The sequence below is a fragment of the Streptomyces durhamensis genome (assembly GCF_000725475.1).
Lineage (GTDB): Bacteria > Actinomycetota > Actinomycetes > Streptomycetales > Streptomycetaceae > Streptomyces > Streptomyces filipinensis.
Genome location: NZ_JNXR01000014.1, coordinates 12508 through 35929 on the forward strand (window position 1 = coordinate 12508; position 23422 = coordinate 35929).

The window sequence follows — 23422 nt, forward strand, 5'->3', positions numbered from 1 at the left end:
GGTGGGAGCCCCCGAGTGACAGCAGCCGACCTTGCCCCGCAGGAACTGAGGATCCTGGTCGCGGTGGCCGACGAGGGCGGGTTCTCCGCCGCGGCCGTCCGGCTCGGGGCCACCCAGTCGGCCGTCTCCCACGCCGTGCGGGGGATCGAGCGGAAGCTGGGCGTGGTGCTGTTCGAGCGCGGGCGGTTCGGTGCCCGGCCGACGTCCGCGGGAGAGCGGGCCGCGGCCCATGCGCGGCGGGTGCTGCGGATGCTTCAGGCCCTGGCCGCCGACGTCCGCGACGCGGACACCGGTGAGAGCTGCGGACCGCTGCGGATCGCCGCCTTCCGCAGCGCGGCCCTGCATCTGCTGCCGCCCGCCCTGGAACGGCTCGCCGAGCGGCACCCCGGTATCGAGGTGACCGTCACCGTCGTACGCGAACTGGGCGCGGGCACCGCGGGAGAGGTCGCCGCGGGACGGGCCGACCTCGGGATCGCCACCCTGAGCGGGCCGCCGCCGGCCGGACTGGTCGGCGGGGTGCTGTTCCAGGAGCCGTACTCCCTGGTCCATCCGGCGGGGCACCGGGACCCGCGCGCCCTCCCGCTCGTCGACTGGGCGGAGAACTGCGGCTCCTACACGCGTGCCTGGTGGGCCGCCCAGGACTGGATCCCGGCGGCGACCGTCAGCGCCGAGGACGACGGTGCGGTGCTGTCGATGGTGGGCAGCGGGCTCGGCATGGCGATCATGCCCGCGCTCTCCCTCACCGGTGCGCCGCCCGCCGTGGAGATCACCGACCTCGGGCCGGACCGCCCCCACCGCTCCGTCGGCTACGTCACCACCTCGGAACTGGCCACCACCACCGCCGTACGGGCCTTGATCCGCACTCTGCGTTCCCTCGGAACGCCCACCCCCGAACGCACGCAAGCCCAGGTCAGAGCGGTGTGACCCGGCCTGCCGTCTCAGATAGTAGGAAGTCCGAGTAATTGTGCAGACAGAAGCGGGAGACTCCCTTACTTTTGTAGGAGCCGAACGTCTCGCTCGATCCAGCGAATGGCGGTCGTGAGCCGGGCCCTGTGCAGGTAACCCCTGCGGCCGTCGCTCGCCGCCTCTCCGGCGTCTCCCTGCCCCTCCGCGTGCTCCACGTTTGCCGAAGGAGACGATTTCCATGGCCGAGACGACCATCCGCCGCCGAGTCCGCCACGCGTCCCGCACGAGCGAGTCCGACCGCAAGAACGCCGCCGCCGCCCTCCAGCGCGCCCTCGACCGCCGTGACAACGGCGGCGAGACCGGCCACTGAACCCGCCCGCCGGAGGACACCCGTCCGGGTGTCCGAATGGCGGAAGGGTCATGTCAGTACCTGGGACGAGGAGTAGGGTGCCCGCATGTCTCGCAGCCTCAATCTCGCAGTGATCCCGGGTGACGGCATCGGCCAGGAGGTCGTGTCCGAAGGTCTCAAGATCCTCTCCGCAGTCCTGCCGCAGGATGTGAAGCTGGAGACCAAGGAGTACGACTTCGGCGCCCGGCGCTACCACGCCACGGGTGAGACCCTCACCGACGCCGACCTCGACGCGCTGAAGCGGCACGACGCCATCCTGCTCGGCGCCATCGGCGACCCGTCGGTGCCGTCCGGCGTCCTGGAGCGCGGCTTCCTGCTCAAGCTCCGCTTCGCCTTCGACCACCACGTCAACCTCCGCCCGTCGAAGCTGCTGCCCGGCGTCGCCACGCCGCTCGCCGGCCAGCCGCAGATCGACTTCGTCGTCGTCCGCGAGGGCACCGAGGGCCCGTACACGGGCAACGGCGGCACCATCCGCAAGGGCACCGAGCACGAGGTCGCCACCGAGGTGTCCGTCAACACGGCCTACGGTGTCGAGCGCGTGGTCCGCGACGCCTTCGCCCGCGCCCAGGCCCGCCCGCGCAAGAAGCTCACGCTGGTCCACAAGAACAACGTGCTGGCCTTCGCCGGGCACCTGTGGACGAACGTCTTCAACAAGGTGGCCCAGGAGTTCCCCGAGGTCACCACCGACTACATCCACGTCGACGCGGCCACGATCTACCTGGTCACCGACCCGGGCCGGTTCGACGTCATCGTCACCGACAACCTCTTCGGCGACATCATCACCGACCTCGCCGCGGCCGTCTCCGGCGGCATCGGCGTGGCCGCCTCCGGCAACATCAACCCCAGCGGCGCGTTCCCGTCCATGTTCGAGCCGGTCCACGGCTCGGCCCCGGACATCGCCGGGCAGGGCAAGGCCGACCCCACCGCCACGGTCCTGTCCGTCGCCCTGCTGCTGCGCCACCTCGGCTACGACGGCGAGGCCGACCGCATCGAAGCCGCGGTCGCCGCCGACCTCACCGAGCGCGCCTCGCTGGGCGCCCGCAGCACCGCGCAGATCGGCGACGCGCTCGCCGCACGAGTAGCCGGCTGACCCGGCACCCCCTCCCCACAAGCCGCCGGGTCGCTGCCGCACCCGGCGGCTTTTCCTGTGCCTCGCCGGGTGCCACCATCAACCCCTGGGCCGCTTTCACCCTGGTTCCGTCCACCGCTGGCTCCGCGCGATAATCGAACGCGGAGCCGCGGTATGAGGGAAAGCTCGGACGTCCTAACACTGGCCACCGGTCGTGCGGGCGTGTCTGCGGCCTGTCACTACAACCGGTGAAGGACAACCACTCATGACGACGCCCACGATCGAGCTCAAGCCCTCCGCCCACCCGCTCGCCGCCGCGGAGCGCGAGGCGATCCTGGCCAACCCCGGATTCGGCCGCCACTTCACCGACCACATGGTGACCATCAGGTGGACCGAGGGCCGCGGCTGGCACGACGCCCAGCTCGTTCCGTACGGCCCGATCTCCCTCGACCCCTCCACCCACGTCCTGCACTACGGCCAGGAGATCTTCGAGGGCCTGAAGGCCTACCGGCAGCCCGACGGCTCGATCGCGGTCTTCCGCCCCGAGGCCAACGCCCGCCGCTTCCGCAACTCCGCCCGCCGCATGGCCATGGCCGAGCTGCCCGAGGAGCTGTTCATCGCCGCGCTGGACGCGCTGCTCACCCAGGACGCCGGCTGGGTCCCGCCGCACGGCGGCGAGGAGTCCCTCTACCTGCGCCCGTTCATGTTCGCCACGGAGGCCGCGCTCGGTGTCCACCCGGCGAACGAGTACCTGTTCATGCTGATCGCCTCCCCGTCCGGCGCCTACTTCGCGGGCGGCGTGAAGCCGGTCACCATCTGGGTCTCCGAGGACCACGTCCGCGCCGTCCCGGGCGGCACCGGCGACGCCAAGACCGGCGGCAACTACGCCGCCTCCCTGCTGCCGCAGGCCGAGGCCGCCGCACACGGCTGCGACCAGGTCGTCTACCTCGACGCGGTCTCCCGCACCAAGGTCGAGGAGAGCGGCAGCATGAACGTCGCCTTCGTCTACGGCGACCGGATCGTCACCCCGGAGCTCACCGGCTCGATCCTGGAGGGCATCACCCGCGACTCCCTGCTCCAGGTCGCCCGCGACCTCGGCTACAAGGCCGAGGAAGGGGTCATCACCCTCCAGCAGTGGCGTGAGGACGCCGCCTCCGGCGCCCTCACCGAGGTCTTCGCCTGCGGCACCGCGGCCGTGGTCACGCCCATCGGTCACGTCAAGACCAAGACGGACGCCTGGACCCACGGCGACGGCGCCCCCGGCGCGGTCACCGTCCGCCTGCGCGAGGCCCTCCTCGGTCTGCAGCGCGGCATGACGGAGGACAAGCACGGCTGGATGCACAAGGTCGGTTAAGAGCGCGGTTCGAATTGCCGCGAAGGGGCGTCGGGCGTCTGCGGGGCCGTTGTGGCCGATCGCGCAGTTCCCCGCGCCCCTTCGCGGCGCTCGGCGAGCGTCAGCGACACGTACACCGCGCCACCCACGAGCCCCGACAGCAGGAAGCTGCAGTCCACCCCGCCGGTCAGGCGCAGGAGCGGGCCCTGGTACGACGGCAGGGACACCGCGAGCAGGCCGACCCCGGCACCCACCGCCCAGGACACGGCCGCCCGGAGGTTCCAGCCCGCCCGGTACCAGTAGATCCCGCCCTGTGAACGGCGGTTGAAGACCTGCAGGGCGTCGGCGTCGTAGACCCCGCGACAGCGGGCGAAGCCGATGAGGGTGATGACGGCCCACGGGGTGCCGATGGCGGTGAGCAGCAGCACGAAGGACGTCATCGCGGACTGCGCGTTCCAGGCGTAGTGGCCGGCGAAGACGCAGGCGGTGGCGACGACGGCGACCGTGTAGGTGGCGCGGGCGCGGGAGGCCCTCGGCAGGATGGCGTCCAGGTCGAGGCCCATCGAGTACAGCATCAGGCCCGCGTTGCCGACCGAGCCGGCCGAGGCGGACAGCAGCAGCGGGACCAGGTACCAGGCGGGGGAGGCCGACACCAGCGGACCGGCGTAGTCGAGCGCCGCGTGGGCCGCGTACGCGGTGAACGTGCCGAACAGCTGCGGCACCAGCAGGCCGAGGACCAGGCCGAGCCAGGTGGCGTGCAGCACGCGGCGGCTGGAGTACCGGGACGGCGAGATGTAGCGGGTGTAGTCGCCGAGCAGCGTGATGAAGGCGATGGGTCCGGACAGGCCCGCGGCCACGGCGGCCAGGAACCAGGTCGGCCAGAAGGAGCCGAGCAGATATCCGCCCGTGCCCGGCAGCGCGGCGGTGCTGAAGTGCGGGGCGTAGGCGAAGACACCCAGCAGCAGCAGGGCCGTCATGCCGATCGCCAGCACCTTGGACATCGCGAGCAGCACCCGGTAGCCGTACACCGCGCCGGCGACGGTCGCCGTGGCGAGCACCGCGTAGACGACGGCGTACGACACCCCGTCCGCGGGCAGCCCGAACAGCCGGCCGAGCACGCTCAGCATCACGTCGCCGCCGATCCACACGGTCAGCGCGGTGTACCCGAGGGCCAGCAGCAGGCCGACCACCGAGCCGACCAGCCGGCCGCGCACCCCGAACTGGGCGCCGGAGGACGTGGAGAGGTTGGTCGCGGTGCGCAGGGAGACCAGCGCGAGGGGTGCGGTGAAGAGGGTGCCGACGACCGTGCCCGCCAGGACGGAGCTCACCGACGCCCACCAGCCGAGCCCGAAGGACGGCGGCAGCCAGCCGAAGATGATCACTCCGAGGCAGAGGTTGGAGCCGAGCAGGATCGAGACGAGGTCGCGCGGACCGCTGGTCCGCTCCTCGTCCGGGATGGTGTCGACTCCGCGCTGTTCTATCGGCATGGCTGGTCTCCTTCGACGCCGCCTGAGAGTTTTGAGCGACGTTCAATGTGACGTGAAGCCTCCCCGCCGGTCAATTCTTCTGTTTCATGAATTCTGTGTTTAGAGTGATGTTCTAAAGTGCGGAAGGCAAGGAGGTGCCGCGACGTGAGACTGACCCCCACGGAACGTGACCGGCTGCTGCTGTTCGGAGCCGCCGAGCTGGCCCGGGCCCGCCGGGCGCGCGGCCTGAGGCTGAACGTGCCGGAGGCCACCGCGCTGATCGCGGACACCGTGTGCGAGGCCGCACGCGACGGCAGGCGGCTCGCGGAGGCCATCGAGGCGGCCCGGTCCGTGCTCGGTCCCGAGGACGTGCTGCCGGGCGTCGCCGACGTCGTCACCGAGGTGATGGTCGAGGCGGTCTTCGACGACGGCTCCCGGCTCGCGGTGGTCTGCGACCCCATCGGCGGCGGCCTCGGCGAGGACGCACCGGGCGCGCTGCTGCCCGGACCCCAGCACGCCGACCCCGGGCCGGTCGTCCGGCTGCCGGTCACCAACACCGCGACCGTGCCGGTCTCGGTCACCTCCCACTTCCATTTCTTCGAGGCCAACCCGCGGCTCGACTTCGACCGCGCGGCCGCCTACGGCATGCGGCTGGCCGTACCCGCCGGATCGTCCGTGCGGTTCGGGCCGGGAGAGTCCGAGGAGGTCGGTCTCGTGCCCATCGGCGGTGACCGGATCGCGATCGGATTCGCCGGACTGGTCGACGGGCCGCTGGACGCGCCGGGCGCGAAGGACGAGGCCCTGCGCCGGGCCGCCGCCTGCGGCTACCTCGGAGTCACCCACGTCAGCACGCCGGAAGGAGGCGAGGAGCGATGAGCCGCTCGAAGGGACGAGAGGTGAGCCGGGCGATCCACGTCGACCCGCACGCCTACGCGGCCACCCACGGCCCCCGCGCCGGCGACCGCATCCGCCTCGGCGACTCGGGCCTGACCGTCCGCGTCGAGTCCGACTCCCAGCGGTACGGCGACGAGTTCCTGGCCGGCTTCGGCAAGACCGCCCGCGACGGACTGCACCTGAAGGCCGCCGCCGTCCGCGAGACCTGTGACGTCGTCATCAGCAACGTCGTCGTGATCGACGCGGCGCAGGGCATCCGCAAGGTCTCCATCGGCATCCGGGAGGGCCGGATCTGCGGCATCGGGCGCGCCGGCAATCCCGACACCCTGGACGGCGTGGACGTCGTCGTCGGCACCGGCACCTCCATCGTCTCCGGCGAGGGACTGATCGCCACCGCCGGGGCCGTCGACACGCACGTCCACCTGCTGTCGCCGCGCATCATGGAGGCCTCCCTCGCCTCCGGCGTGACCACGGTCATCGGGCAGGAGTTCGGTCCGGTGTGGGGCGTCGGCGTCAACTCGCCCTGGGCGCTGCGCCACGCCTTCAACGCCTTCGACGCCTGGCCGGTCAACATCGGCTTCCTAGGCCGCGGTTCGTCCTCCCACGACGCGCCCCTCGTCGAGGCCCTGGCCGAGGGCGGCGCCTCCGGCTTCAAGGTGCACGAGGACATGGGCGCCCACACCCGCGCCCTGGACACGGCGCTGCGGGTGGCCGAGGAGCACGACGTCCAGGTGGCCCTGCATAGCGACGGCCTGAACGAGTGCCTGTCGGTCGAGGACACCCTTCGCGTCCTCGAAGGCCGCACGATCCACGCCTTCCACATCGAGGGCTGCGGCGGCGGACACGTACCCAACGTGCTGAAGATGGCCGGTGTCCCGAACGTCATCGGCTCCTCCACCAACCCCACCCTGCCCTTCGGCCGGGACGCGGTCGCTGAGCACTACGGCATGATCGTCTCCGTCCACGACCTCAAGCCCGACCTGCCCGGCGACGCGGCCATGGCCCGCGACCGCATCCGGGCGGGCACGATGGGCGCCGAGGACGTGCTGCACGACCTGGGCGCGATCGGCATCACCTCCTCCGACGCCCAGGGCATGGGCCGCGCCGGTGAGACGGTCCGCCGTACGTTCGCCATGGCCGGCAAGATGAAGGCCGAGCTGGGGCCCATGGAAGGCGACGGCGAGGGCGACGACAACGCCCGCGTCCTGCGCTACATGGCCAAGCTGACGATCAACCCGGCCATCGCCCACGGCCTCTCCCACGAGGTCGGCTCGATCGAGACCGGCAAGCTCGCCGACATCGTGCTGTGGCGCCCGGAGTACTTCGGCGCCAAGCCGCAGCTCGTCCTCAAGTCCGGCTTCCCGGCCTACGGCGTGGTCGGCGATCCCAACGCGGCCACCGACACCTGCGAACCCCTCGTGCTGGGGCCGCAGTTCGGCGCGTACGGCAGCACGGCCGCCGACATCTCGGTCGCGTTCGTCGCCCAGGCGGCCGTCGACCAGGGCAACGACCGGATGCCCACCCGGCGGCGCCGGGTCGCCGTGCGCGGCACCCGCGGTATCGGCCCCGCGGACCTGCGGCTGAACGCCCGTATCGGGGCCGTCGACGTCGACCGGCGCACCGGCCTGGTCACCCTCGACGGCGAACCGCTCAGCTCCGAGCCCGCCGACTCCGTCTCCCTCAACCGCCTCTACTTCCTCTAACCCTCAGGGATCTCACATGACCACCCCCGCCGCCGACGGCTTCCGCATGCCCGCCGAGTGGACCCCGCACGAGCGCACCTGGATGGCGTGGCCGGGCCCCAACCCCACCTTCGACGACCCCGAAGACCTCCGCCTCTCCCGCACGGCCTGGGCCTCGGTGGCCCGCGCCGTCCTGCGCTTCGAACCGGTGACGGTCGTGTGCGGCCCCGGGCAGTCGGCGGACGCCGAGGCGCTGCTCGGCCCCGGCATCGCCACGGTCGAGCGCGAGCTGGACGACGCCTGGATGCGGGACATCGGGCCCACCTTCCTCACCGACGGACGCGGGCGACTGGCCGCCGTGGACTGGACGTTCAACGGCTGGGGCGCGCAGGACTGGGCCCGCTGGGAGCACGACTCCAAGATCGCCGCGTATGTCTCCGATCTCGCGGGCGCGAAGACGTACGCCTCGAAGCTGGTCAACGAGGGCGGCGCGATCCACGTCGACGGCGAGGGCACCGTGCTGCTCACCGAGACCGTCCAGCTCGGCCCCGAGCGCAACCCGCACTGGTCCAAGGCGGAGGTCGAGGCCGAGATCCACGCCCACCTCGGCACCAGCAAGGCGATCTGGCTGCCGCGCGGCCTGACCGGCGACTACCCGCCCTACGGCTTCGGCACCCTCGGCCACGTCGACATCGTCGCCGCCTTCGCCCGCCCCGGTGTCGTCGTCGCCCACCACCAGCCGGACCCGGCCCACCCCGACCACGAGGTCACCAAGGAGGTCATCGGCCTGCTGAAGTCGGCGACCGACGCCCGGGGCCGCAGGCTGGAGGTCGTGGAGGTACCGGCCCCGACCGTCCTGGAGGCCGACGGCCACTGGGCCGACTACTCCTACATCAACCACTACCTCTGCAACGGCGGCGTCGTGCTGTGCGGCTTCGACGACCCCCGCGACGAGATCGCCGCCGGGATCTTCCGCCGTCTGTTCCCGGAGCGGACGGTCACCCTGGTGGACGCGCGTACGATCTTTGCGGGTGGGGGCGGCATCCACTGCATCACCCAGCAGCAGCCGAAGGCATGAGCATCGAGGAGAGTCAGGGATGGCCGGTGCGGCACGGGCGCGGAAGAACGCGCCGCCGCGCGAGGAGGTCCTCGCCGCCGCCATGGACATGATCGCCGAGCGCGGTCTGGAGAAGCTCACCATGGCGGCGCTGGGCCGCGAGGTCGGCATGAGCAGCGGCCATCTCCTCTACTACTTCCACTCCAAGGACGAGCTGCTGCTGCAGGCCCTGGAGTGGAGCGAGGGGCGGCTCGGCGCGGAGCGGGGCCGGCTGCTCACCGGCTCCGGAAGCGCCCGGGAGCGCCTCGCCGCCTACGTCGACCTGTACGTCCCCGACGGCCACCGCGATCCGCACTGGACCCTGTGGCTGGAGGTCTGGAACCGCTCGCAGAACGCCGACGACGACGCTCGCGAACGGCAGGCCGCCATCGAGGGCGCCTGGCACCGGGACCTGGTCGCCCTGCTCGCCGAGGGCATCTCCCGCGGCCAGTTCCGCCCCGTCGACGCCGACCGGTTCGCCGCCCGCCTGCGCGCGCTCCTCGACGGCTTCTCCATCCATGTGGCCGTGGGCCTGCGGGGGACGAACCGGGAGCAGGTCATGGGCCACGTACGGGAGTTCATCGCCGATTCGCTGCTGGTGCCGGGGGCCTGAGCGCGCACCGGGTCAGCCGGCCGTCCTCCACCTCGGCGACCTGGTCGGCGGCGGCGAGATGGGTGCGGTCGTGGGTGACCAGGACCGTGGCCGTGCCCCGCTCGTGGGTGAGCCGGGCGAGCAGGTCGATGACGGCGGCCCCGCGTTCGTGGTCCAGGGCGCTGGTCGGCTCGTCGACGAGCAGCACAGCGGGATCGTTCATCAGGGCGCGGGCGATGTTCACGCGCTGCCGCTGCCCACCGGAGAGCTGGTGCGGGCGCCGCCCGGCCTGGGCGGCCAGGCCCACCGCGGCCAGCAGCTCCATCGCCCGGCCGCGGGCCCGGGCCGGGCGCCGGCCGTCGATCTGCGCCATGACCTGGAGCTGTTCCACAGCGGTCAGCGAGGCCAGCAGGTTCGGCTGCTGGAAGACGATGCCGACCGAGCGGCGGCGCAGATCCGTGCGTGCGCGGCGGCTCATCCCGGTCGTGCTCGTGCCGTCGACGGTGACGCTGCCGCAGTCGGGCGTCACCAGCGTGGCGGCGACCGCGAGCAGACTGGACTTGCCCGAGCCGGAGGGCCCGGCCACCGCGGTCAGGGTGCCCTTCGGGACGTCCAGGGTGACCTGGTCGAGGGCGGTCAGCCGGTCCTCGCCGTCCGGATAGGTGAGGGTGACACCGGTCAGGTTCAGGCTCATCGGGCGCTCCCCAGGGCGGTCAGCGGGTCGACGGAGGTGATGCGGCGGATCGACAGCGCGGCCCCGAGCGCCCCGAGGACGATCATCACGACGGCCGGCAGCACCACGGTCGAGGGCGTCAGCAGGAACGGCACCGCGCCCCCGGCGATCACGGCACCGAGCGCCGCCGCGATGCCGGTGCCGGCCAGGGTGCCGCCGGTCAGCAGGACGAGCGCCTGCCCGAGCGCGTCCTTCAGGAGGGTGGCAGTGGGCGCGCCGAGCGCCTTGAGCACGGCGACGTCGGCACCGCGCTGGATCGTCCACACGGTGAAGAACGCGCCGATGACCAGGGCGGAGATGGCGAACAGAAGGCCGCGCATCAGCTGGAGCGAGCCGTTCTCGGAGGTGTAGGAGCCGATCGCGGACAGCGAGGCGTCCCGGGTGACGGTCCGGGTGCGCGCGGCCCGGTCGGCGGCCCGTACGTCGGTGCCGGGGGCGGTGTCGAGGGCGATCACGGTCGCGGTGGGGCCGGTGCCGGGGCCGGCCGGAGGCGCGGTCCTCCCCCAGGCGCCGAGGCTGATCCAGATCACCGGGGTGTGGCTGAAGAAGGCGTCACCCCGTACGGCGGCCACGGTCAGCCTCCGCCCGGCCAGGGCGAAGGTGTCGCCGGTCCGCAGCCGGAGGCGGTCGGCGGCAGGGGCGGACAGCACCGCCGAACCGTCCCCGATCCGGCCGCCGTCGGGAGCCAGTGGCGAGCCGGGCCGCACGCCGAAGGCGGACACCCCGGTACTCCTGGTCCCGGCGGTGGCCCTGGTGATGGTGATGCCCAGCGGTTCGGCGCTGCGGACGCCCGGCGTGCGGGCCCACCGCCGCCACTGCCGCTCGGTGACCGTGGAGTCCGCGTACGCCAGGTCCTGCCCGCCGCCGGGCGCGGCGAAGGCGATCCGGTCGGCGGGCAGCGAGGTGATCGCGGAGGTGTTCTGCCGGCCGAGCCCGGCGGTCAGCCCGGACAGCAGCCCGACCAGCAGGGTGATCAGTACGATCACCGTGCCCATCAGGGCGAAGCGGCCCTTGGCGAACTTCAGGTCTCGGAAGGCGACGAACACGGCTCGGCCTGCTCTCTGCGCGGGAAACGGTCTGCCTCCACCGTCGCCGCCGCACCCCCGCACGGACATCTGGCGGGGGACCGCACTTCCCGGACCGAAAGGGGGCGTGCGGCTTCCAACTTTCGACAGAGGCCCGCCCGCCGCCCGCCTCCTTAGTCTGGAGGGACCGTGAACGCGAACACTCCCTCCGTGACCCCGACCACCCGGACCCTGGCCTGGTGCCTGCACCTGCTGATCGCCGGCCTGCTGGTGCTGGCCGCCGTCCGGGCCCTCGCCGACGGCCTGCCGCACCCCGGGTGGATCGTCGCCGCCGCCGCGGCCTGCGCGGCGGTGTACGGGGCCGGGCCGGCGCTGCCCCGCGTCCGCGCCTCGCGCCCGGCCGCCGCCCGCTGGCTGGCCGCCGTGGGCGCGATGTGGCTGGTGCTGCTGGCCCTGTCCGCCGACGGGGTCTGGGTCGCCTTCCCGCTGTACTTCCTCCAGCTGCACCTGCTGGCGCGCCGCACCGCGCTCGCCGCCGTGGCCGGCACCGCGCTCGCCGCGATCGGCGCCTACGCCGTCCACACCGGCTCCTTCGCCCCCGCCATGGCCATCGGCCCGGCGCTCGGCGCCGCCGTCGCGGTGGCCGTGGTGTGGGGCTACCAGGCCCTGTACCGGGAGAGCGAACAGCGCCGCCGGCTGATCGAGGAACTCACCGCCACCCGCGCCGACCTGGCCGAGGCCCAGCACACGGCCGGGGTGCTCGCCGAGCGGGAGCGGCTGGCCCGGGAGATCCACGACACCCTCGCCCAGGGCCTGACCAGCATCCAGTTGCTGCTGCGCGCCGCGGAACGCGCCCTGCCCCAGGCGCCGGAGAACGCCGCTCGCTTCGTCGGCCAGGCCCGGCAGGCGTCCGTGGACAACCTCGCCGAGGCCCGCCGCTTCGTCGCCGCCCTCACCCCGCCCGCCCTGGACGGCAGCAGCCTGGCCGACGCGCTGGAGCGGCTGTGCGCGACGACCGCCGCCCGGCACGGGATCGCGGTCCGCTTCCGCCTCACCGGCGACCCGCGGCCGCTGCCCACCGCCCAGGAGGTCGCCCTGCTGCGCACGGCCCAGTCGGCCCTCGCCAACACGGTCCGTCACGCCGGCGCCACCACCGCCGAGGTCACCCTCGGCCATCCGGCCGGCCAGGTCGCCGTACACATCACCGACGACGGCACCGGGTTCGACCCCTCGCGCCTGCCCGAACCCGACCCGCAGAGCGGCGGCTTCGGCCTGATGGCCATGCGCACCCGGATCCACAGCCTCGGCGGCACCCTGACGCTCGACTCCGCCCCCGGCCGCGGTACCGCGCTGACCGCCGCTTTCCCCGCGGACCCGGTCCCCCGGACCGCTTCCCCCCTCGGCCCCGCCGCCGGCCCCCGTACCCCTGTCCGCACCCACCCCGAACCCGAGGCCCGCCCGTGACCGAGTCCCCCATCCGACTGCTCCTCGCCGACGACCACCCGGTGGTGCGGGCCGGGCTGCGTGCCGTGCTGGAGACCGAGGCCGGTATGACGGTGGTGGCCGAGGCGGCCACCGCCGAGGACGCCGTGGCCCGGGCCGCCGCGGGCGGGATCGACGTCGTCCTGATGGACCTCCGGTTCGGCAGGGGCATGAACGGCGCCGAGGCCACCGCCGCCATCACCGCTCGCCCGGGTGCTCCCCGCGTCCTGATCGTGACGACGTACGACACCGACGCCGACACCCTGGCCGCCATCGAGGCCGGGGCCACCGGCTACCTCCTCAAGGACGCCCCGCCCGAGGACCTGGCCGCGGCCGTGCGCACCGCCGCGGCCGGCCGCACCATCCTCGCCCCCGTGGTCGCCGACCGGCTCCTGGACCGGCTGCGCGCCCCCGCGACCGCCCTGACCCGGCGCGAGACCGAGGTCCTCACCCTGGTCGCCGAGGGCCTGTCCAACCAGGCGATCGGCGCCCGGCTGCACCTCACCGAGGGCACCGTCAAGTCCCATCTGGCCCGGGTCTACGCCAAGCTCGGCGTCGAATCCCGCACCGCCGCCGTCGCCACCGCCACCGACCTCGGCCTCATCCGCCGCTGAGCCGGTCCCGGCCCCGGCCCCAACACCCCTACTGGGTAAAGGAATCGTTTCCTCCGTCGCCGGGCATGTACCGCCGCATGGGACGACAACACTGGAAGAAGATCTGGGTCGGTTCGGCGGGCAACATGGTCGAGTGGTTCGACTGGTTCGTGTACGCGAGCTTCGCCACCTACTTCGCCGGCGCGTTCTTCCCGAGCGGCAATCCCACCGCCCAGCTGATGAACACCGCCGGCATCTTCGCCGTCGGGTTCTTCATGCGGCCCGTGGGCGGCTGGCTGCTCGGCCGGGTCGGGGACCGCAAGGGCCGCAAGGCGGCGCTGACGCTGACCGTCACGCTGATGTCGGCGTCGGCGATCCTCATCGCCGTCGCCCCGACCTACGCGGTCGCCGGGTACGGCGGCGCGCTCGTGCTGCTCGTCGCCCGCCTGCTGCAGGGCCTGTCGGTGGGCGGCGAGTACGCGGCCAGCGCCACCTATCTGACCGAGGCCTCGGACCCCAGGAGGCGCGGGTTCGCCTCCAGCTTCCAGTACGTCTCCATGACCGCCGGCCAGATCGCCGGCCTCGGCCTGCTGATCGTCCTGCAGCGCACCATGTCGGACAGCGCGCTGCACAGCTACGGCTGGCGCATCCCGTTCGTCGTCGGTGCGCTCGGCGCGGCCGTCATCTTCTATCTGCGGCGCAGCATGCTGGAGACCGAGGTGTACGAGGAGGACGACTCGCACGCCGAGGAGCGCGGCACGCTGCGCGCCCTGTGGGCGCACAGGCGGGAGGCGTTCCTGGTCATCGCCCTGACCATGGGCGGCACCGTCGCGTACTACACGTACACCACCTATCTGACCAAGTACCTGTCCAACTCGGCCGGCCTGTCCAAGCAGACGGCGACGCTCGTCTCCTTCACCGCGCTGATCGTCTTCGCCTGCCTGCAGCCCCTCGCGGGCGCCCTGTCCGACCGGATCGGCCGGCGCCCCCTGCTGATCACCTTCGCGGTCGGCTCCACCCTCCTCACCGTGCCAGTCATGACCCTGCTCAGGCACGCGGACGGCTACTGGCCGGCCCTCGGACTCGCCCTGCTGGCGCTGGTCGTCGTCACGGGCTACACCTCGATCAACGCCTGTGTGAAGGCCGAGCTGTTCCCGACGGGCGTCCGCGCGCTCGGCGTCGCCCTGCCGTACGCCCTCGCCAACGCCCTGTTCGGCGGCACCGCCGAGTACATCGCCCTGTGGTTCAAGAAGGCCGGGATCGAGTCCGGCTTCTACTGGTACGTGGCGGGCTGTGCCGCCGTATCCCTTGTGGTGTACGTCACCATGCGGGAGACCAAGGACCTGGACCTGAGCCGGGCGAGGGCCGGTCGGGAAGCCGGAGCCGGCTCCGGGGAGTCCACCTTGACGCCCGCATCCTGAGACGACCGGTGAGCCGGGGGCCGGGCTGTGCCAGACTGCCCCCGTGCTCTCGTTCGCCATGATTATGGGCAGCAGGCGCGCCGGTCCGCAGTGACCACCTTGTACGACCAGGTGCGGGTGGCCACCGTCGTCCTCGACCCGCGCGCAGACCTCTCGCACCCGCGAGGGGTTTTTTCGTTTTCCGGCCCACCCACAGCCGGGAGCGGAGCGCGAGGGACCATTGGGGGGACGGTGGAGCCGGTCATTCCGGTAAGACCGAAGATCCACAACAGGAGCCTTGAGACCATGACCGAGACGGCAACCAGCGAGCTCGACGACTCGTTCCACGTCTTCGACACCACGCTGCGCGACGGCGCGCAGCGCGAGGGCATCAACCTCACCGTCGCGGACAAGCTCGCCATCGCACGGCACCTGGACGACTTCGGCGTGGGCTTCATCGAGGGCGGCTGGCCCGGCGCCAACCCCCGCGACACCGAGTTCTTCGCCCGCGCGCAGGCCGAGATCGACTTCAAGCACGCCCAACTGGTCGCCTTCGGCGCCACCCGCCGCGCCGGGGCGAAAGCCGCCGAGGACCCGCAGGTCAACGCCCTGCTGGGGTCCGGCGCCCCGGTGATCACCCTGGTCGCCAAGTCCCACGACCGGCATGTGGAACTGGCGCTGCGCACCACCCTGGACGAGAACCTGGAGATGGTCCGCGACACCGTCTCGTACCTGAAGGACCAGGGCCGCCGGGTCTTCGTGGACTGCGAGCACTTCTTCGACGGCTACCGCGCCAACCCCGAGTACGCCAAGGCCGTCGTCCGTACGGCCTCGGACGCGGGCGCGGACGTCGTCATCCTCTGCGACACCAACGGCGGCATGCTGCCCGCCCAGGTCCACGCCGTCGTCTCCACCGTCCTCGCCGACACCGGCGCCCGGCTCGGCATCCACGCCCAGGACGACACCGGCTGTGCGGTCGCCAACACCCTCGCCGCCGTCGACGGGGGCGCCACCCACGTCCAGTGCACGGCCAACGGCTACGGCGAGCGCGTCGGCAACGCCAACCTCTTCCCGGTCGTCGCGGCCCTGGAGCTGAAGTACGGCAAGAAGGTGCTGCCCGAGGGCAAGCTCCGCGAGACGACCCGCATCTCGCACGCCATCGCCGAGGTCGTCAACCTCACGCCGTCCACCCACCAGCCGTACGTCGGTGTCTCCGCCTTCGCGCACAAGGCCGGTCTGCACGCCTCCGCCATCAAGGTCGACCCGGACCTGTACCAGCACATCGACCCCGAGCTGGTCGGCAACACCATGCGCATGCTGGTCTCCGACATGGCGGGCCGCGCCTCCATCGAGCTGAAGGGCAAGGAGCTCGGCATCGACCTGGGCGGCGACCGCGCGCTGGTCGGCCGCGTGGTCGAGCGGGTGAAGGAACGCGAGCTGAAGGGCTACACGTACGAAGCCGCCGACGCCTCCTTCGAACTGCTGCTGCGCGCCGAGGTCGAGGGCAGGCCGCTGAAGTACTTCGAGGTGGAGTCCTGGCGGGCCATCGTCGAGGACCGCCCCGACGGCACCCACGCCAACGAGGCGACCGTCAAGCTGTGGGCCAAGAGCGAGCGGATCGTCGCCACGGCCGAGGGCAACGGCCCCGTCAACGCCCTCGACCGCGCCCTGCGGGTGGCCCTGGAGAAGATCTACCCGCAGCTCGCCAAGCTGGAGCTGGTCGACTACAAGGTCCGCATCCTGGAGGGCAAGCACGGCACCTCCTCCACCACCCGGGTCCTGATCTCCACCTCGGACGGCTCCGGCGAGTGGTCGACCGTCGGTGTCGCCGACAACGTCATCGCCGCCTCCTGGCAGGCCCTGGAAGACGCCTGCACCTACGGGCTGCTGCGGGCGGGCGTGACGCCGGCCGAGTAGCCACAGTGGAGGCATGAGCACACAGGCGAGTGACCTCCTGTCCCGGGCCCGCGTGGCGACCCGGCTGCCGGCCGGCGACCTGGAGCGGGCCCGGCGCTTCTACGCCGAGAAGCTCGGCCTCGCGCCGGTGGACGAACGCCCCGGCGGGCTGCTGTACCGATGCGCGGGCGTGGACTTCGTCGTGTTCCGCTCCACCGGCACCTCGCCGGGCACCTTCACCCAGATGGCCTTCGAGGTGGACGACCTCGACGCGGTGATGGCGGAGCTGCGGCGCCGGGGCGTGGTCTTCGAGGAGGTCGACGTGCCCGGCCTCCGCACCCGCGACGGCATCGCCGAGATCGAGGGCAACTACCCGAGCAAGGGCGCGCGCGGCGAGCGGGGTGCCTGGTTCCGGGACAGCGAGGGCAACCTGCTGGGCATCGGCCAGCCGGTCCGCGGGTCGTCGGCGCCCTTCCTCCGCTAGCCCCTGTCGTCAAACTCCCGCCGTCCGCCCGAAGGGTCCTTCTTGCGGATCGGGCCGGCCGCGGCGACGGCGTCCTCCGGTGACGCGGCTCAGGGCGCCCGCCAGATGTTGTCGAAGGCCACGTTCTCGATCCGCCGCCGCTCGCGCACCGCCGCCAGCTCGGTCACCGCGTCGCCGACCGCCACCAGGACGGTGACGACAGCCTCGTCGCCGGGCTCGGGTGCGGCCGGGCGGTCGTCCGGGATGCCCAGGGTGGAGGCGAGCCCCGCCAGGACGGGCTCGTGGGACCACCACCGGTCGGCCGCGTGCCGGCGGGCCGGGGTGTCGGCCGTGGGGTCGTCCCGGTCGCGCAGTGCGAGCCAGCGCCGGCGCTTCCCGGTGAGCTGTCCCTCGGACTCCAGGACGTCCCGGTAGGCCGTGGCCAGCCCCTGCCCGCGCCGCCACAGCCAGTCCTCGACCGCCTCGTACGGCTCCTTGCGCACCAGGGCCGCCCCGGCCTCGTCCAGCAGCCGGTCGCCCGTGGTCAGCACCGGTCCCGGCACGATCCGCCCGCCCTCCAGGGTGAGCGCCCGGGCGCCGAGGAGGTCGACCAGCTCGGCCCCGGCGAGCGCCAGTGACAGGTCCCCCTGCTCGACGGGCTGCTCGTGGGGAACGTCCAGGCTGACGAGGAACAGGTCCTGCGGTGTGGTCATACTCCCACCATGGGCCGTAGGGGGCCGGAGCGCAGCACGGCAACCCGCCTTCTGCTCGGGGTGGTCGGACCCGCTTCCTGCTCGGGGTGGTCGCGGATCGCCGCGTCGCCGCGCCGGCCACGGTGGAGCCGGCCGTGGTGAGGAGTGCGGCCGGCCAGGAGCCGGACCGCGCAGGGGGTTCTCCCCGTGCTGTGCCGCCCTTCCCGGAAAGTCTGACGCGGCGTCTTGACGGGTCTGGGGGCCGTTAGTTAACTCACGGCGTGATCTAAGCCATGAGTGAACCATGACAGCCGAGGGAAGGTCCATGCCAAGAACCGCCCTGCTCGTCTCCGGGGCCTTGCTCGCCGCCCTGCTGCCCCTGGCCGCCGCCCACGCGGCCGACGACCCCGCGCCGGCCCCCGTCGACCGCTTCGAGGGCGAGGTCCCCTTCGCCTCCCAGCCCGCCGACGGCATCTTCACCTGGGGGAGCGACCCCGACGACCCGCCCGCCCTCCACCTCACCGACCGCGCCGACGCCCCGGAGGGCGCCAAGGTCCTCACCGGCACCTACGACATCAGCGGCTACGGCGGCTTCACCCACGACTTCGCCGCCGACCGGCCCGCCCACGACTGGTCGGCGTACCAGGGCATCCGCTTCTGGTGGCAGGGCCGGGACGACGGCCGGAAGACCGCTTTCGAGATCAAGGACGGCGGAGCGAACGGCGAGGCCTCGGAACTGTGGACGACGTCCTTCACCGACGACTTCACCGGCTGGAAGCAGATCGAGATCCCCTTCACGGACTTCGTCTACCGCACCGACTACCAGCCCGTCGGCGGCATCGACCACGTCCTCGGACTGACCGGGATGTGGGGGTACGCCGTCACGCTCCCGGCCGGCACCAAGGGCGACTTCGCCATGGACGACGTCGAGCTGTACGGCAGGGCCGACCAGTCGCTGCGCGCCTCCGTCAGCACCGACGCGCCCGTCTACCCGGTCAGGGAGGGCGGCACCGCCAGGGTGAGGGTCACGCTGGCCACCACCGGCGACCGGCCCGTCGACGACCCGGTGACGGTCACGTACACGACCGAGGGCGGCACCGCCACCGCAGGCCGGGACTACTCCCCGGTCTCCGGCACCCTCACCTTCCCGGCCGGCACCGCGTCCGGAGCCTCGCGGACCATCGAGGTGCCCACCCGGACGGTCCGGTCCGCCGCGTCCGCGAAGACCGTCCCGCTGAAGCTCACGGTCACCGGAGCCAAGGCACCCGCCGAGACCCCGCAGATCGTCGTCGACGCACACGGACTGCCGTATCTGAACGCCGAGTTGCCGGTGCGCAGGCGCGTCGCCGACCTGCTCTCCCGCATGTCCCCGGAGGAAAAGGCCGGGCAGATGACCCAGGCCGAACGGGGCGCCGTGGGCAGCGGGGGTGACATCGCCGCGTACGACCTGGGCTCGCTGCTGTCCGGCGGCGGCTCCACGCCCACGCCCAACACCCCCGAGGCCTGGGCGCGGATGATCGACGGCTTCCAGCTCCGCGCCCGGGCGACCCGCTTCCAGATCCCGCTGATCTACGGCGTCGACGCGGTCCACGGCCACAACAACCTGGCCGGCGCCACGATCATGCCGCACAACATCGGCATCGGCGCCGGCCGCGACCCCCAACTCGCCGAGCAGACCGGCGCGGTGACCGCCGCCGAGGTCCGCGCCACCGGCATCCCCTGGGACTTCGCGCCCTGCCTGTGCGTGAGCCGCGACGAACGCTGGGGCCGCTCCTACGAGTCCTTCGGCGAGGACCCGGCCCTCGTGCAGTCCATGGAGACCGTGATCCAGGGCCTGCAGGGCCGGGCCGACGGCCGGGACCTGAGCCGCGACGACAAGGTGCTGGCCACCGCCAAGCACTTCGCCGGCGACGGCGGCACCGCGTACGGCTCCTCCACCACCGGCACCTACACGATCGACCAGGGCGTCACCAAGGTGACCCGGCGGCAGCTGGAGGACATCCACCTGGCGCCGTACGCGACGGCCGTCCGGCGGGGCGTCGGCACGGTCATGCCGTCGTACTCCTCCCTGGACATCGCCGGCGACGGCCGGGGCGCGGTGAAGATGCACGCCCGCGGCGACATGATCAACGGCGTGCTCAAGGACCGGATGGGCTTCGACGGCTTCGTCATCAGCGACTGGAACGCCATCGACCAGCTCCCCGGCGACTACGCCGCCCACGTCCGTACGGCGGTGGACGCGGGCGTCGACATGATGATGGTGCCGTACTCCTACAAGGACTTCAGCTCCACGCTCGTCGACGAGGTGAAGGCGGGCCGGATCAGCGAGCGGCGGATCGACGACGCCGTCTCCCGCATCCTCACCCGGAAGTTCGAGCTCGGCCTCTTCGAGCACCCCTGGGCCGACACGTCCGGCGCCGCCGCCATCGGCTCCCCGGCCCACCGGGCGGTCGCCCGCCGGGCAGCCGCCGAGTCGCAGGTGCTGCTGAAGAACAGCGGCGGGCTGCTGCCGCTCAGGAAGAGCGAGAAGGTGTACGTCGCCGGGTCCGACGCCGACGACCTCGGCAACCAGACGGGCGGCTGGACCCTCACCTGGCAGGGCGCGTCCGGCACCCACACCCGGGGCACGACCATCCTGCAGGGCATGCGCGAGGCCGGCGGGGACGTCACCTACTCCCGGGACGCCTCCGCGCCGACCGACGGCTACGACGTCGGCGTGGTCGTGGTCGGCGAGACCCCGTACGCCGAGGGCGTCGGCGACGTCGGCAACGGGCACTCCCTGGAGCTGTCGGCCGCCGACCAGGCGGCCGTGGACAAGGTGTGCGCGGCCATGAAGTGCGCGGTGCTGATCGTCTCCGGCCGTCCCCAGCTGATCGGCGACCGCCTCGGCGGGATCGACGCGCTCGTGGCCTCCTGGCTGCCCGGCACCGAGGGCGAGGGCGTCGCCGACGTCCTCTACGGCACGCGCCCCTTCACCGGACAGCTCCCCGTCACCTGGCCGAAGTCCGAGTCCCAGCTGCCGGTCAACGTGGGCGACGCGTCGTACGACCCCCAGTTCCCCTACGGCTGGGGCCTCACGACGCTCACCGGCGTCCCGCGCGGCGGTACGGCCACCCTGCACGCCCTCGCCGTGGCGGCCGCCGCGGCCGAGCGCAGGGGTGCCGGCCGGGCCGGCCGTGCGCTGGTCGCCAAGGCGCGGCTGCTCGTCCAGCAGAAGGCCGGCGAGCGGATGACGGAGGCGGTCGCGAAGCCCTTCGCCGACGCCGACCACCTGCTGCTGACCGGCCGGTACGGAAAGGCGGTGGAGAAGCTGATCGAGGCATACGGGGCCATGTAGGTCCGCCCGTACGCCCGACTGCGGGAGGCTTCGGGTAGCTTCGAAGCATGAAGGCCGTCCTGCGGACCCGAAGCCTCCCAGCGCTGCTGCTGGCCGTCCTCGTCCTGGTCATGGCGACCCTGTTCGCGCCCGCGGCGAGCGCGCAGACCGGCATCTCCACGATCGCCGACGCCCTGCGCGCGGGCCCGGTCTACGTCGACCCGGCCGCCTCCGCCCAGCTGTCGAAGGCGGATGCCGACGCGCTCGTGACACGCATCAAGGACGCCGGCAAACCCCTGTTCATCGTGGTGCTCCCGGCCGACTACCCCACGGCGAACCTGTTCTCCCGGCTCCGCGCGGCCACCGGCGTCACCGGCCTGTACGGCATCCGCCTCGGCGACCGCTTCGACGCCCGCGCCGACTCCTCGGTCATGTCGGTGACGGCCCGGCAGAACCTGGTGGCGAGCGTCCAGGGCGAGCCGGCCAAGGCCCAGCTCACCGACTTCACCGACCGCGCCCTCGCCCATATGGGCGGCCACGCCCCGAAGAGCTGGGGCGGCTCCTCGGGCGGGGGCGGCGGTGCTTCCGGCACGGCGCTGATCGTGGCCGGGGCGGTGGTGGTGGCCGCCGGCGCGGGCGCGTACGCGCTGGTCCGCCGCAACCGCCGGCGCCGCGAGCAGGAGCAGCGGGCCGCCCTGGACCGGCTGCGGGTGGTCGTCGACGAGGACATCACCGCGTTCGGCGAGGAACTGGACCGCCTCGACTTCCAGCCGGCCGAGCCCGGCGCCGACGACGCGATGCGCGCCGACTACGAGCACGCCCTGGACACCTACGACACCGCCAAACAGCGCATGGCCGCCGCGAGCCGGCCGGAGGACGTCCGTACGGTCACCGAGGCCCTGGAGGACGGCCGCTTCTCCCTGGCCAGGCTGGCCGCCCGCCGCGAGGGCCGCCCCCTGCCGGAGCGCCGCCCGCCCTGCTTCTTCGACCCGCGGCACGGCCCCTCGGTCACCGACGCCACCTGGACCCCGCCCGGCGGAGCCGCGCGCCAGGTCCCCGTCTGCGCGGCCGACGCCACCCGGCTGGCCGACGGCCGCGACCCGGTGATCCGCGAGGTCGACACGGACCACGGCCGCCGCCCCTACTGGGACGCGGGTCCCGCCTACGGCCCCTGGGCGGGCGGCTACTTCGGCGGCGGCATCCTGCCCGGCCTGCTCGTCGGCACCCTGCTCGGCAGCATCATGGCCACCCCGTCCTACGCGGCCGACTACGGCACCGGCTACGGCGACTTCGGCGCAGGCGACTTCGGGGGCGGCTACGAAGGGGGCGACGTGTCCGGCACGGACTTCGACCCCGGGGACTTCGGGGGCGGATTCGGGGACGGCGGGGGAGACTTCGGCGGCGGTGACGGCGGCGGAGACTTCGGCGGCGGGTTCTGAAGCCGGCCCGCGCCCCTCACCCCTTCGCGGGAAGGGACCCCAGCCGCTCCCTCAGCCCCCGCCCTGTGGCGGGAGGGCAAGGGTCACGCGTTCCTGATCGCCGAGATGTCGAAGTTCAGCTTGATCTTGTCGGAGACGAGCACGCCCCCGGTCTCCAGCGCCGCGTTCCAGGTCAGGCCCCACTCCGAGCGCAGGATCTCGGCCTTGCCCTCGAAGCCGACGCGCTGGTTGCCGAACGGGTCCGTCGCGGCGCCGTTGAACTCAAGGTCGATGGTGATCGGCTTGGTGACACCGAGCAGGGAGAGGTCACCGGTGATGCGGTAGTCGTCGCCGCCCAGGGCCTCCGCCTTGGTGGAGCGGAAGGTCATGGCCGGGAACTCCTCGGTCCTGAAGAAGTCGGACGACTTCAGGTGCCCGTCCCGGTCGGCGTTGCCGGTGTCGATGCTCTCCATCTTGATGTCGAGCGTGGCGCTGGACCTGCTGGGCTCCGCCCCGTCCAGGTGCAGCGTGCCGGTGAAGTCGTGGAAGCCGCCCTTGACGTTGGTGACCATGGCGTGCCGGGCGACGAAACCGATCGTGGTGTGCGCCGGGTCGATCGTGTAGTCGCCGGTCAGCGCGGTCAGGCCGGGGTCCGTGGCGGCCGGCGCGGCGGTGGTCGGGGTGGTGCTGTCCTTGCGGCTGAAGATGCCCATGTCGTACTCCGGAATCCGATCTGTGCGATCTGTTGAACGTTAAACAACCTGACGTTCTCGACGGTAGACCCATTCGGTTCGATTTTCAACATCATCCGGAGTGTGTTTTCACTGTCACCCGGAGTGATGCACGCCGCTCTCTGGCGGACAGGCGGAGAGCTCGGGCACCATCCCCATGAAGCCCGCGAAAGCCATGAGGCTCCGCTCCGTCCTGACCGCGCTCGGGTCCGGCAACATCTACGCC

At 72.6% G+C, this 23422-nt stretch carries 20 protein-coding genes; 15 read left to right on the forward strand and 5 right to left on the reverse strand.

The features are described 5' to 3' along the window. The first annotated feature begins 15 nt into the window (after positions 1–15). The 4 genes from IO33_RS0120770 (at position 16) to IO33_RS0120790 (ending at position 3738) form a co-directional block, all read left to right on the forward strand. Positions 16–924 (forward strand): LysR family transcriptional regulator, encoded by a 909-nt coding sequence (locus IO33_RS0120770; RefSeq protein ID WP_031167136.1) that lies wholly within the window; start codon positions 16–18, stop codon positions 922–924. A 220-nt stretch (positions 925–1144) separates the two neighbouring features. Further along, the gene (locus tag IO33_RS53555; RefSeq protein WP_107069346.1) at positions 1145–1276 is read left to right on the forward strand and encodes a hypothetical protein; all 132 of its coding nucleotides are present in this window, start codon (positions 1145–1147) and stop codon (positions 1274–1276) included. An 85-nt stretch (positions 1277–1361) separates the two neighbouring features. Next, a complete protein-coding gene (locus tag IO33_RS0120785; protein WP_031167138.1) occupies positions 1362–2405 on the forward strand; it encodes a 3-isopropylmalate dehydrogenase in 1044 nt (347 codons plus the stop codon). A gap of 244 nt (positions 2406–2649) precedes the next feature. Further along, positions 2650–3738 carry a branched-chain amino acid aminotransferase gene (locus IO33_RS0120790; RefSeq protein ID WP_031167140.1) on the forward strand — a complete coding sequence of 363 codons (1089 nt, stop codon included), beginning with the start codon at positions 2650–2652 and terminating at the stop codon, positions 3736–3738. Here IO33_RS0120790 and IO33_RS0120795 read toward each other — a convergent pair. Then, complete coding sequence (locus IO33_RS0120795; protein ID WP_051926879.1) at positions 3735–5204, reverse strand: cytosine permease; 1470 nt, start codon at positions 5202–5204, stop codon at positions 3735–3737. The two genes, IO33_RS0120790 and IO33_RS0120795, sit on opposite strands and share 4 nt — an antisense overlap. Positions 5205–5348: 144 nt before the next feature. On the opposite strand from IO33_RS0120795, the gene ureA reads away from it, so the two are divergent. From ureA to IO33_RS0120815, 4 genes are read left to right on the forward strand one after another with little or no spacing between them, the layout of a single operon-like run. Continuing rightward, on the forward strand, positions 5349–6059 hold the full coding sequence (ureA, locus tag IO33_RS0120800; RefSeq protein ID WP_031167145.1) for an urease subunit gamma: 711 nt from the start codon (positions 5349–5351) through the stop codon (positions 6057–6059). After that, the gene (locus IO33_RS0120805) at positions 6056–7780 is read left to right on the forward strand and encodes an urease subunit alpha (RefSeq protein ID WP_031167147.1); all 1725 of its coding nucleotides are present in this window, start codon (positions 6056–6058) and stop codon (positions 7778–7780) included. The genes ureA and IO33_RS0120805 overlap by 4 nt, the downstream gene beginning before the upstream one ends. 16 nt (positions 7781–7796) lie before the next feature. Continuing rightward, a complete protein-coding gene (locus IO33_RS0120810; protein WP_031167149.1) occupies positions 7797–8837 on the forward strand; it encodes an agmatine deiminase family protein in 1041 nt (346 codons plus the stop codon). Between the two features lie 19 nt (positions 8838–8856). Continuing rightward, positions 8857–9468 carry a TetR/AcrR family transcriptional regulator gene (locus IO33_RS0120815; RefSeq protein WP_031167151.1) on the forward strand — a complete coding sequence of 204 codons (612 nt, stop codon included), beginning with the start codon at positions 8857–8859 and terminating at the stop codon, positions 9466–9468. On the opposite strand, the gene IO33_RS0120820 is transcribed toward IO33_RS0120815, so the two are convergent. Both IO33_RS0120820 and IO33_RS0120825 read right to left on the reverse strand, forming a co-directional pair. Then, positions 9434–10141: an ABC transporter ATP-binding protein gene (locus tag IO33_RS0120820; RefSeq protein ID WP_031167153.1), complete on the reverse strand. Its 708-nt coding sequence runs from the start codon at positions 10139–10141 to the stop codon at positions 9434–9436. The genes IO33_RS0120815 and IO33_RS0120820 overlap by 35 nt on opposite strands. Beyond that, positions 10138–11226 (reverse strand): ABC transporter permease, encoded by a 1089-nt coding sequence (locus IO33_RS0120825; protein ID WP_031167156.1) that lies wholly within the window; start codon positions 11224–11226, stop codon positions 10138–10140. The genes IO33_RS0120820 and IO33_RS0120825 overlap by 4 nt, the downstream gene beginning before the upstream one ends. 168 nt (positions 11227–11394) lie before the next feature. Between IO33_RS0120825 and IO33_RS0120830 the strand changes: the two genes are divergently transcribed. The 5 genes from IO33_RS0120830 (at position 11395) to IO33_RS0120850 (ending at position 17060) form a co-directional block, all read left to right on the forward strand. Then, positions 11395–12669, forward strand: coding sequence for a sensor histidine kinase (locus IO33_RS0120830; RefSeq protein ID WP_078963812.1), 1275 nt, complete (start codon positions 11395–11397; stop codon positions 12667–12669). Then, positions 12666–13301 (forward strand): response regulator, encoded by a 636-nt coding sequence (locus IO33_RS0120835; RefSeq protein WP_031167162.1) that lies wholly within the window; start codon positions 12666–12668, stop codon positions 13299–13301. The genes IO33_RS0120830 and IO33_RS0120835 overlap by 4 nt, the downstream gene beginning before the upstream one ends. Positions 13302–13378: 77 nt before the next feature. Beyond that, the gene (locus IO33_RS0120840) at positions 13379–14701 is read left to right on the forward strand and encodes an MFS transporter (protein WP_031167164.1); all 1323 of its coding nucleotides are present in this window, start codon (positions 13379–13381) and stop codon (positions 14699–14701) included. 285 nt (positions 14702–14986) lie between these two features. Beyond that, a complete protein-coding gene (gene cimA, locus IO33_RS0120845; protein ID WP_031167166.1) occupies positions 14987–16597 on the forward strand; it encodes a citramalate synthase in 1611 nt (536 codons plus the stop codon). Between the two features lie 13 nt (positions 16598–16610). Continuing rightward, positions 16611–17060: a VOC family protein gene (locus tag IO33_RS0120850; protein ID WP_031167168.1), complete on the forward strand. Its 450-nt coding sequence runs from the start codon at positions 16611–16613 to the stop codon at positions 17058–17060. 89 nt (positions 17061–17149) lie between these two features. Here the strand turns inward: IO33_RS0120850 and IO33_RS0120855 are convergent, their stop codons facing one another. Next, entirely contained in the window at positions 17150–17752 is a 603-nt protein-coding gene (locus IO33_RS0120855; protein WP_031167170.1) for a GOLPH3/VPS74 family protein, read from the reverse strand. Positions 17753–18056: 304 nt separating this feature from the next. Between IO33_RS0120855 and IO33_RS0120860 the strand changes: the two genes are divergently transcribed. After that, on the forward strand, positions 18057–21068 hold the full coding sequence (locus IO33_RS0120860; RefSeq protein WP_031167173.1) for a glycoside hydrolase family 3 protein: 3012 nt from the start codon (positions 18057–18059) through the stop codon (positions 21066–21068). A 47-nt stretch (positions 21069–21115) separates the two neighbouring features. Further along, on the forward strand, positions 21116–22486 hold the full coding sequence (locus IO33_RS0120865; RefSeq protein WP_031167175.1) for a hypothetical protein: 1371 nt from the start codon (positions 21116–21118) through the stop codon (positions 22484–22486). A gap of 83 nt (positions 22487–22569) precedes the next feature. Here the strand turns inward: IO33_RS0120865 and IO33_RS0120870 are convergent, their stop codons facing one another. Next, positions 22570–23178, reverse strand: coding sequence for a YceI family protein (locus IO33_RS0120870; protein WP_031167177.1), 609 nt, complete (start codon positions 23176–23178; stop codon positions 22570–22572). Positions 23179–23422: the final 244 nt, after the last annotated feature.